Source organism: Aeromonas sp. S19(2024), from assembly GCF_041402625.1.
GTDB lineage: Bacteria > Pseudomonadota > Gammaproteobacteria > Enterobacterales > Aeromonadaceae > Aeromonas > Aeromonas caviae.
Window position 1 is genome coordinate 140494 of record NZ_JBGLQU010000009.1, and the last position, 10138, is coordinate 150631.

At 62.3% G+C, this 10138-nt stretch carries 8 protein-coding genes, 1 tRNA gene and 1 riboswitch; of the genes, 2 read left to right on the forward strand and 7 right to left on the reverse strand.

The features are described from left to right. Positions 1-272 precede the first annotated feature (272 nt). Both ACB037_RS16840 and gbpA read left to right on the forward strand, forming a co-directional pair. Positions 273-1952 carry a methyl-accepting chemotaxis protein gene (locus ACB037_RS16840; RefSeq protein ID WP_010672830.1) on the forward strand — a complete coding sequence of 560 codons (1680 nt, stop codon included), beginning with the start codon at positions 273-275 and terminating at the stop codon, positions 1950-1952. 229 nt (positions 1953-2181) lie between these two features. Next, positions 2182-2267, forward strand: a riboswitch (cyclic di-GMP riboswitch). A 60-nt stretch (positions 2268-2327) separates the two neighbouring features. Continuing rightward, positions 2328-3749: an N-acetylglucosamine-binding protein GbpA gene (gene gbpA, locus ACB037_RS16845; protein ID WP_128297351.1), complete on the forward strand. Its 1422-nt coding sequence runs from the start codon at positions 2328-2330 to the stop codon at positions 3747-3749. A 111-nt stretch (positions 3750-3860) separates the two neighbouring features. Here gbpA and cbl read toward each other — a convergent pair whose 3' ends face one another. From cbl to ACB037_RS16880, 7 genes are all read right to left on the reverse strand, one after another. Next, positions 3861-4808: an HTH-type transcriptional regulator Cbl gene (gene cbl, locus ACB037_RS16850; RefSeq protein WP_010672828.1), complete on the reverse strand. Its 948-nt coding sequence runs from the start codon at positions 4806-4808 to the stop codon at positions 3861-3863. Positions 4809-4924: 116 nt separating this feature from the next. Further along, a complete protein-coding gene (locus ACB037_RS16855) occupies positions 4925-5992 on the reverse strand; it encodes a sulfate/molybdate ABC transporter ATP-binding protein (protein ID WP_010672827.1) in 1068 nt (355 codons plus the stop codon). A gap of 31 nt (positions 5993-6023) precedes the next feature. Further along, the gene (cysW, locus tag ACB037_RS16860; protein ID WP_371175635.1) at positions 6024-6917 is read right to left on the reverse strand and encodes a sulfate ABC transporter permease subunit CysW; all 894 of its coding nucleotides are present in this window, start codon (positions 6915-6917) and stop codon (positions 6024-6026) included. After that, complete coding sequence (gene cysT / locus ACB037_RS16865) at positions 6914-7753, reverse strand: sulfate ABC transporter permease subunit CysT (RefSeq protein ID WP_039039454.1); 840 nt, start codon at positions 7751-7753, stop codon at positions 6914-6916. Before cysT ends, cysW begins: the two co-directional genes overlap by 4 nt. A 269-nt stretch (positions 7754-8022) precedes the next feature. After that, complete coding sequence (locus tag ACB037_RS16870) at positions 8023-8598, reverse strand: alpha/beta hydrolase (protein ID WP_010672824.1); 576 nt, start codon at positions 8596-8598, stop codon at positions 8023-8025. A 39-nt stretch (positions 8599-8637) separates the two neighbouring features. Then, positions 8638-9639: a sulfate ABC transporter substrate-binding protein gene (locus tag ACB037_RS16875; protein ID WP_042864432.1), complete on the reverse strand. Its 1002-nt coding sequence runs from the start codon at positions 9637-9639 to the stop codon at positions 8638-8640. Between the two features lie 409 nt (positions 9640-10048). Then, positions 10049-10125, reverse strand: a tRNA-Asp gene (locus tag ACB037_RS16880). Positions 10126-10138 lie beyond the last annotated feature (13 nt).

Sequence of the window (10138 nt, forward strand, 5' to 3'; positions counted from 1 at the left end):
ACCACGGGGGCGCCCACTCCTTTTTGGTGAAATGCCAACCCATTCACACTTCTTGCAAATTGAGCAGACAAATTGTGCGCCGGGATGCGCGCCATCACGCTATCAAAAGCGAGGGTTTCTGTCTGCTGGCTATACTGGTTGTCAAACTGCTCAATTGGCTGTTTTCCACCGCAACCCATTGAAAGTTAATGATATGTTAAAAACAACAACAATCAGGTCCGGCCGGCAGTTCGGCCACAATCAGACCCGCATGGGAAAGTAAGGATAAGACTATGTTCAAGCTCGGTGATATTGCCGTGAGTCGTAAGCTGATGCTGCTGCTCTCACTGGCCCTGGTCGGCTTCATCGCACTGCTGCTCATCTCGGCCAGTGCCCTGCACCGCAATCTGATGAGTGAACGGGAAGCCAGGCTGCAGGCGGTGCTGGACCTGGCCATGAGCCGGATCCAGGCCCTGGCCGCCACCCTCCCCCCGGAGCAGGCCAAGGCACAGGCCAAGGCCATGCTCGACAGCATGCGCTTTGACGGGGACAACTACCTGTTCGTGCTGGATGAAGATCGTCGGGTGGTGGTGCATCCCGCCAAACCCGAGCTGGTCGGCCAGCAGATGGGCAACAACCCTGCCGAGTCCCACTGGCAGCACATGGTGGATCTCGGCAAGGGCGGCCACCAGGGCAGGCTGGAGTATCAGTGGGTCTCCCCGTCCGGCGAGGCGGCCCAGAAGATGTCGCTGGTGACGGGCTACCAGCCCTGGGGCTGGATCTTGGGCTCCGGTGTGTTGTTGCAGGACATTGAGGCTACCATGTGGTCGCAATATGAGTGGATGGGTGGCGCCACCTTGCTGGTGATCCTGTTGATGGGGCTGCTGGGACTCGCCATCAGCCGCTCCATCGTCAATCCCCTGGCCGAGATCAACAAGGCCATGGCCCGGGTCGCGGCCGGCGATCTGGTGGTCAGCATCCCGGTGCTGGGCAGGGATGAGCTCGGCGCCGTCGCCAGCTCCACCAACCAGGGGCTGGATGCCATCCGCCGCGCCCTGCTGGAGGCGAGCCAGGGGGCCCGCAACGTGGCGGATGCCGCCCTGCGCATCGCCGCCTCCGCCGAACAGACCAACCAGGCGGTCAACAGTCAGCGGGATCAGCTCGCCCAGCTCGCCACCGCCATGAACGAGATGAGCGCCACCATCGCCGACGTGGCGGGTCACGCCGAAAACACGGCCCGTGACACCCAGGATGCCACCAGCGAGGCCGGGCTCGGCAACCAGGATGTCCATGCCAGCGTGCACGGCATCCAGGCGCTGGCCACCGAGGTGGATCAGGCCACCTCGCAGGTCAACCAGCTCAAGGAGGGTGTGATGCAGATAAGCGAGGTGACGGCGGTCATCAGCGCCATCTCGGAGCAGACCAACCTGCTGGCCCTCAACGCCGCCATCGAGGCGGCCCGGGCCGGCGAGCAGGGCCGTGGCTTCGCCGTGGTGGCCGACGAGGTGCGCCAGCTGGCCAGTCGTACCCGCCACTCCACCGAGGAGATCCAGAGTACCATCACCCAGTTGCAGCAACGGGCTGTCACCGCCGCCAACGCCATGGACGCCAGCCGCAAGCTGGCGGAGAGCAGCGTCAACCAGTCCGAGAAGGCGGGGCAGGATCTCTCCCTCATCGTCAATCACATCCAGCACGTGAGCGACATGGCGACCCAGATCGCCACGGCGGCAGAGCAGCAGAGCATGGTGGCGGAAGACATGAACCGCAACGTCAGCGGCATCAACGACTCGGCGCTAGAGATGTCCCAGGCGGCCTCCCAGTTGGCCCAGGAGAGCGAACTGCTGGCCGGTCTCTCCCGAAGCCTCGACGAGCGACTGGCGGTGTTCAAGCTGGACAACGCCCAAGCCCAGGACAGGATGATGCGACCGACCCAGGCGTCCTCTTCCCGAGCAGGCATGCAACCCCGCCACTGAGTGGCCCCATGAGCCCCTGCCAGGCTTGCAGGGGCTCCTTTCCTGTCATGGCCACGGGAGCCTCTCCCGGGCCACCCTCTCGCACTGAACCAGCGCGCAGATCCCGACGGAGTGATCTGCCGCTGATGCGCTGCTCCGATGAGACGGCACTGTCAATTTTTACACTTAATTTTTTAACAAAATATAGTCATGATGAGTGGTCGCCACAGGCGGCACCATGATCCTTTCTGTAGTCATTTGGCAAACTGGTTGAAAGGCCAGGACGCAAAGCCTCCGGTCTAAAGACAAGCTGTCCAGGATAGCGGGGTTGCAGCACCGTGTTTCGGGGAACTCCCCTGCCAACGTGACTGCCCACATCACCGAACAGAGGAATGTATGGCAGCAAATATCCGACTCACCCATCTCGCGGCAGCGCTGGCGCTGCTGGCCAGTGGCGGCGTACTCGCTCACGGCTACATCAGCCAGCCCGAAGGGCGCAACTACCTGTGCAAGACAGGGGGCAACAGCCAGTGTGGCGCCATCCAGTGGGAACCCCAGAGCCTGGAAGCCCCCTCCGGCTTCCCCGATGGCGGCCCCGCCGACGGCCAGATAGCCTCGGCCGGTCACCCCCAATTCGGCGAGCTCAACACCCAGACTCTCGATCGCTGGACCAAACGTGAAGTGCAGGCCGGTCCCTTCGCCATCAGCTGGACCTTCACTGCCAACCACGTGACCCGCAACTGGCGCTACTACCTCACCAAGCAGGACTGGAACCCGAACCAGCCCCTCACCCGGGATGCGTTCGATCTCAATCCCTTCTGTGTCATCGACGGCAACATGGTGCAACCCCCCAAACAGGTGACCCATCAGTGCACCCTGCCCCCGCGTACCGGTTATCAGGTCATTCTCGGGGTGTGGGAGGTAGGGGATACCGCCAACAGCTTCTACAACCTGATCGATGCCCGGTTCAAGGATGGCACCCAGCCCCCGCTGACCTGGAGCCAGGGAGGGACCATCTATCCCTCCATCGACCTGGTGGCGGGTGACAAAGCCAGAACCCGGGTGTTCGATGCCAATGGCGAGCGCACCGATCTCCAGACCGAGCTGACCATCGCCAGCGCCGGGCAGGGCCAGAAGAACAACTGGGCCCACGCCCTGGCGAGCAAGATCAACGCCGAGCAGAGCCAGATCCGTGCGGGCCAGCAAGGTACGGACGGCCAGTTCAACCCCGTCTATGGCCAGAACCCGGTCTACCTCAAGGCTGGCAGCAACCTGCAACGGGTCGAGATCCAGCTTGAGCAACAGCAGCCCCCGGTTGAGAACGGGATCAGCGTGAGCGGTCTGGCGAGCGACTACCCCCTCGACAACGGCAAGCTCACCCTGACTTTCACCGTCACGGCCCAGGGGGATCTCGCCATCACCAACACCCTCTATGACCACGGCGGTGTCGCCAGGGGGCAGAGCAGTGCCGACATCAAGGACGGCAGCCAGAGTTTCTCCATGGCGCTGACCGGCTTGAGTGCAGGCCACCATCAGCTGGTGATCGAGGGCAAACCCAAGGCCGGTGGTGACGCGGTGCAGCAGACCCTGGACCTCATGTTCAAGGATCCGGCAAGCGGGGGCGATTACCAGTTCACCTTCCCGGACGGCCTCAAGTCCTACACCGCCGGAACCCGGGTGCTGCAGCCGAAGAACGGCAAGGTCTATCAGTGCAAACCCTTCCCCTACAGCGGCTGGTGCAGCCAGTGGGCGAGCACGGCCACCCAGTATGAACCGGGCGTAGGCTCCCACTGGCAGGAGGCCTGGACAGCGCAGTGATGGGACGTCTCCGACCTGGCGAGAACCCGCTCGGCGTTTCCCGTGCCAGATCAGGTCAACATCAAACAAACGGGGAGCCCATGGCTCCCCGTTTTTCATCCACCCCTCGGTTCAAATCTGGTAATCGAGCAGGGGCTCGTTGCTCATGGCGCGGGCCTGGATCTCCGCCAGCGCCAGCTCGGGGTTGCAGAGCTGGATGAACTGCCAGGCAAAGTTGTGCTGGAACTGCCCCTGCTTGAGGCCGATCCAGGCGGTGTGCGGCGCAAACAACCGACTGCCGTCCAGTTGCACCAGTCCCTTGTCCCGCTGGGAATCGAACGCCATGTCCGCCAGTATGCCCACCCCCATCTCCAGCTCGACATAGGTCTTGATGACGTCTGAGTCCTGGGCGGTCAGCAGGATCTGCGGCACTATGCCCGCCTCGGCAAAGGCATCATCCACCCGTGCCCGACCGGTGAGGCCGGCCTGATAGGTGACGATGGGCCAGTGGGCCAGAGCGGCCAGGGTCAGCTCCCGCTCGGCGGTGAGGGGGTGCTGCTCCGGCACGACGATATTGTGGTGCCAGCGGTAGTAGGGAAAGGCCACCACCCCTTCGCTCTTGTCGAGCTGCTCGCTGCTGATGCCGATGTCCACCTCGCCGGTCTGCACCAGCCGCACTATCTCCTCCGGGCTCCCCTGACGCAGCTCCAGCTGTACCAGAGGAAATTGCTCCCGAAACGCCTTCACTACCCTCGGCAGGGCATAACGGGCCTGGGTATGAGTGGTCGCGATGAGTAGCCGGCCCGAGTCGCGATTGGCAAAGGTGCTCGCCAGTTTGCGGATGTTGTCGGCATCCCCCAGGATACGCTCGGCGATCACCAGCAACTCCTTGCCCGGCTCGGTCATGCCGAGCAGGCGCTTGCCATAGCGAATGAAGAGGGCGAGCCCCAGCTCCTCCTCCAACTCGCGAATGTGGCGGCTGACCCCGGACTGGGACGTAAAGAGGGCATTGGCCACGTCGGTCAGGTTGTAATCCCGTCGTGCCGCCTCCCGAATGATTCGCAATTGCTGAAAGTTCACCTCATCGCCTCCTGCGCTGAGTGGCGGTGGCTCGTGCCACCGTCCTCTTGTTATGGATTGCCGGGATCATGGCCCGGCAGCAAGCCTGAAAGAGGGCCGCACCTCGCGGCTTGCCCTCAGATCTGGTAGTCGGGATAGAGCTGTGCCTGCCTGGCCACCAGACGCACCCCCTGGCCGGGGGCAAAGGCCCGGGCGGCCTCCTTGCTCAGTTCGGCCTCGTAGTGGGCACCTCCCGTCTCCCCATCGCCACGGAGTTCCACCCGGATGCGCGGCCCCATGGGCAGCAGGCGGGTAATGGTGGCGCGAATGCCACCGGGAGCATCCGAGGGCAGGATCTCCAGCTCGTGGGGGCGCACATAGGCGATGGCCGCACTCCCTTCTGCCAGATGGGAGGGGATGGGGCCACCCAGTTGCTGCTCACCGATGCCGAGCCCCTGCCCGGCCACCCTGCCACGAAACAGGTTCACGCTGCCAAGGAAGCTGTGCACGAAGGCACTGGCGGGCTGATCATACACTTCGGCAGGGGTGCCAATCTGCTCTACCTTGCCGGCGTTCATCAGCACCACCCGATCCGCCACCTCCAGGGCCTCTTCCTGATCGTGGGTCACGAACAGACTGGTGACATGCAGCTCGTCGTGAAGCTCACGCAGCCAACGGCGCAGCTCCTTGCGTACCTGGGCATCGAGGGCGCCGAAAGGCTCGTCCAGCAGCAGCACCTTGGGCTGCACCGCCAGGGCCCGGGCCAGGGCGACCCGCTGGCGCTGACCACCGGAGAGCTGGGTCGGGTAGCGTGCCGCGACGTGGCTGAGCTGCACCAGATCCAGCAGCTCCTTGACCCGGGTGCGGATGGCCGCCTCGTCCGGGCGTTCGCTGCGCGGCTTGACCCTCAGGCCAAAGGCCACGTTCTCGAACACCGTCATGTGGCGAAACAGGGCGTAGTGCTGGAACACGAAGCCAACGTTGCGCTCGCGCACATGGAGATCCGAGGCATCCTCGCCGCGGATGATGACGCTGCCACTGTCCGCCTGCTCCAGCCCGGCGATGATCCGCAGCAAGGTGGTCTTGCCGCAGCCAGAGGGGCCGAGCAGGGCGACCAGCTCACCGTCGTGAAAATCGAGGTTGATGTCGGCCAGCGCCGCGTACTGATTGAAATGCTTGTTGAGCCCTTGAACCTGAATGCTCATGAATGCCTCTCCTATAACCGTTAATTCGGGATCAATGGGACTGGGTCGGTTGGCCGCGCAGCCTGGCCAGCAGGGTCTCACCCAGCAGGGTGAAGATCCCGAACAGCGCCAGCAGGCTGGCCACCGCGAAGGCGGCACCGGTCTGGTACTCGTTGTAAAGGATCTCGATGTGCAGCGGCAGCGTGTTGGTCTGGCCGCGAATGTGGCCGGAAACCACGGAGACAGCGCCAAACTCCCCCACCGCCCGGGCGGTACAGAGCAGCAGGCCATACATCAGACTCCAGCGGATGCCGGGCAGGGTCACCCGCCAGAACATCTGCAACCCGCTCGCCCCCAGCATGATGGCGGCCTCCTCTTCCTCCGGGCCTCGCGCCTCCATCTGGGGCAGCAGCTCGCGTACCACGAAGGGCACAGTGATGAAGGTGGTCGCGAGGATGATCCCCGGGGTAGCGAAAATGATCTTGATGTCGTGCTCGCTGAGCCACTCGCCGAACCAGCCGCGACTGCCGAACAGCAGCACGAACATCAAGCCCGCGATGACCGGCGAGACCGAGAACGGCAGATCGATGAGGGTGATAAGCAGTTGCCGGCCAGGAAAGCGGAACCGGGCGATGGCCCAGGCGGCGACCAGCCCGAACAGCAGGTTCAGGGGCACCGAGCAGAGCGTCACCAGGGCGGTCAGCCCCAGGGCGCTCAGGGCATCCGGCTCGCTGATGGCGTGCCAGAAGAAGGCCAGACCCGGGCTCAGCGCCTGGATGAAGACGGTGGCCAGCGGCAACAGCAGCAAGGCGGCAAACCAGCCCAGACCGACGGTGACCAGCAGCCATTTGACCCAGACCGGTTCATGGGTCACCGGAGGATGACGCGCCGGGGTGGCCGGAGCGGACTCCTGGGCCTGATCGAGATGTGCAGTAGAGGCGTTCATATACGGCTTCCTCCGATGCGAGCCCAGCTCCAGGCTTGCAACTTGTTGATGAGCAACAGCAGCACAAAGGAAATGAGCAGCATGACGGACGCAATGGCCGATGCACCGGCGTAGTCATACTCCTCCAGGTGACTCATGATCATCAGGGGGGCAATCTCGGACACCATGGGGAGGTTGCCGGCAATGAAGATGACAGAGCCGTACTCCCCCACGCCACGAGCAAACGCCAGGGCAAAACCGGTGAGCAGCGCAGGTACAAGGGTCGGCCACAGTACCCGGATGAAGGTCTGCCAGCGGTTGGCACCCAGGCTCGCGGCCGCCTCCTCTTGCTCGCTCTCCGCTTCCCGCAGCACCGGCTGCAGGGTACGCACCACAAAGGGCAGCCCGATAAAGGTCAGGGCAATGACCACCCCTATGGGGTTGTAGGCAAGCTCGATGCCCAGCGGAGCGACCCATTGGCCAATCCAGCCGTTGGGGGCAAAGATGGCGCACAGGGCGATGCCGGAGACGGCAGTCGGCATGGCAAAGGGCAGGTCGATCAGCGCATCCACCAGTCTGCGGCCGGGGAAGGTATAGCGCACCAGTACCCAGGCCAGTATCAGACCGAACAGACTGTTGAGCAGGGCGGCAATGAAGGCGGCGCCAAAGCTCAGGCGAAAGGAGGCGAGCACCCGGGGGGAGCCGATCACCTGCCAGAACTCGGCGGCGCTCAGGTTGTTCACCGCAAACAGCACCAGTGCCGAGAGCGGCAGCAGCACCAGTATGCCCAGATAGAGCAGACTGAAGCCCAGCGTTGGCCCCAGGCCTGGCAGGACGGAATAAGAACTTAATCGCATAACACATCCGTTTGTTATAAATACTTTGGATGTGACGATTTTGCTCACGGCGGCCAGGGACAACAAACACCAATAATGCCTTTGCTAAGCACTTTTTTATCTAACAATGGTGGAACAAGGCTTTTAGAGCGATAAGCATAAAAAAAGGTCTTTTATATAAATAAAAGACCTAAAAGACGGAGCGGTAAAACCGGGAACATGCAAAGTCAGTCACGCTGGCCAAGTTGCCAGCCCGCCTGGAAATCGTGCCGAGACAATCCGATGGTCCCTCATCGAAAACTGAGTGCGGCCTGCTTGCCCCACTCGGCAGGAGCAGGCTCCACCACCATTTCGGCACGGCGGTATAGGGTGCCGAGCAAAGCGAGGCCCTGGTGCCACTCCCCATGGCCGGACTGGGCATTGATATGGCCCACTTCCCCCGCATCGAACAACGGCACCTGCCACTGCCGGCTCCAGAACTCTGCCCGCTCGAAACTCATCCAGGGGTCATTGCGGCTGGCGATCAACTGGGCAGAGACCTTGATGGACCCCGTCAACACCTCATCCGGGATACCGAAACGGGCAGGATCGGCAGGGGCAACGATGAAGATGGAAGAGACCTTGTCTGGTTGCAGTCTGGCGGCAGCGATGGCCGTTAGAGCGCCGAAGGAGTGGGCGACCAGGTGGACCCGGCTGCGCCGGCTCCTGAGCTTGCTCGCCAGCTTTGCGCTCCAGACCGTGAGATCCGGCTTGTCCCAGGGCAGACCCATCATTCTCTGCCACTGGGGAAATTGCTGGTGCCAGCGGCTCTGCCAGTGATCCGGCCCACTGTTGTGCAGACCGGGAACCAGAAGGATCTTGTTCATCGTGGTACTCCTATCTGTTGTCACAGGGGCCTTCGTCTCTTAGCGGCCCGGTTGGTAAATCTGGTCAAACGATCCGCCCTGGGCGAAGTGCTTCTTCTGTGCCTTGTCCCAATCTCCTTCCAGATCCTTGACAGTAAAGAGCGTCAGGTTGGGGAACTGGGCCGCTGTCTCCTTCAGGATCGCCGGATTGCTCGGACGATAGTGGTATTTGGCGATGATGCGCTGCCCTTCGTCAGAGTAGAGATACTCGAGGTAAGCCTTGGAGACGGCCTCGGTACCATGCTTCTTGGCTACCTTGTCCACCACGGCTACCGGCGGCTCGGCCAGGATGGAGACCGAGGGCACCACCAGTTCGAACTTGTCGCTGGTGCCCGGCTGATTGAGCACCAGCAACGCTTCATTTTCCCAGGCCAGCAACACATCCCCGAGCCCGCGTTCGATGAAGCTGGTGGTGGCGCCACGTGCCCCTGAGTCCAGCACCTTCACATTCTTGAACAGATCGCTGACAAACTGTTTCGCGCCCTCTTCAGTGCCGCTTTTCTTCAGGGCATAGCCCCAGGCAGCCAGATAATTCCAGCGCGCACCGCCGGAGGTCTTGGGGTTGGGGGTGATGATGGCGACATCCTTGCGCACCAGGTCGCCCCAATCCTTGATCTGCTTGGGATTCCCCTTGCGCACCAGGAAGACGATGGTGGAGGTATAGGGAGAGGCATTGTTGGCCAAACGCCCTTCCCAGTCGCTGGCGGTGAGACCTGCCTTGGCCACCGCATCGACGTCATAGGCCAGCGCCAGGGAGACCACGTCAGCCTCCAGTCCGTCCACCACGGCACGAGCCTGTTTGCCTGAGCCACCGTGTGACTGGCTCACCACCACATCGTCGCCGGTTTTGGCCTTCCACTCTTTGGCAAAGGCACTGTTGTACTCCTGGAACAGCTCCCGCGTCGGGTCATAGGAGACATTCAGCAGCCGCACCTCGGCGGCTTGGACCTGACCGAGAGCCAGCAGGGAGAGAACGGTGAGAGCGGTCATTCGCAGTTTCATGGTGATACTCCATATCGTTGGGTTGAGTACAGCATGCCCGCTTATGCATATTCCATGAAGAAAGAAAAAGCGCTTTGCTTATCTCTTATCCGCATATGAGCTCCCGATGGTCCTCTGGCACTCTCGGTCAGAGCGTATTCGCGTGCTTGCGATGCTCATCTCCAGACACGACAAAGCCCGGCCGATTGGCCGGGTTGGGAAAAGATGGAGGAACAAAGGCAAACCAGAGCGAAAGGTAAGCCCTGGGCAAAGAGACAATACCAGGCACGCAAGCACCACAGGGGGGAAGAGGCGGGTTGTCCGTGACAAGTGGCGATTCAGACCCGCCGGTTGCTCTTGTTCCCTGAGCTCTTATCCAGACGCCATAAAGCAAAAAGGCCTTCCCGCCAGGGAAGGCCTTTCAATTTAGTGGCGGAGCGGACGGGACTCGAACCCGCGACCCCCGGCGTGACAGGCCGGTATTCTAACCGACTGAACTACCGCTCCGCATTCGGTTAGC

Bases quoted from the DNA above. Each gene is read 5' to 3' on its own strand.
- ACB037_RS16855 (WP_010672827.1), bottom strand. From the start codon at position 5,992: ATGAGCATTCAGGTTCAAGGGCTCAACAAGCATTTCAATCAGTACGCG.
- ACB037_RS16875 (WP_042864432.1), bottom strand. From the start codon at position 9,639: ATGAAACTGCGAATGACCGCTCTCACCGTTCTCTCCCTGCTGGCTCTC.
- cysT (WP_039039454.1), bottom strand. From the start codon at position 7,753: ATGCGATTAAGTTCTTATTCCGTCCTGCCAGGCCTGGGGCCAACGCTG.
- cysW (WP_371175635.1), bottom strand. From the start codon at position 6,917: ATGAACGCCTCTACTGCACATCTCGATCAGGCCCAGGAGTCCGCTCCG.
- gbpA (WP_128297351.1), top strand. From the start codon at position 2,328: ATGGCAGCAAATATCCGACTCACCCATCTCGCGGCAGCGCTGGCGCTG.
- ACB037_RS16870 (WP_010672824.1), bottom strand. From the start codon at position 8,598: ATGAACAAGATCCTTCTGGTTCCCGGTCTGCACAACAGTGGGCCGGAT.
- ACB037_RS16840 (WP_010672830.1), top strand. From the start codon at position 273: ATGTTCAAGCTCGGTGATATTGCCGTGAGTCGTAAGCTGATGCTGCTG.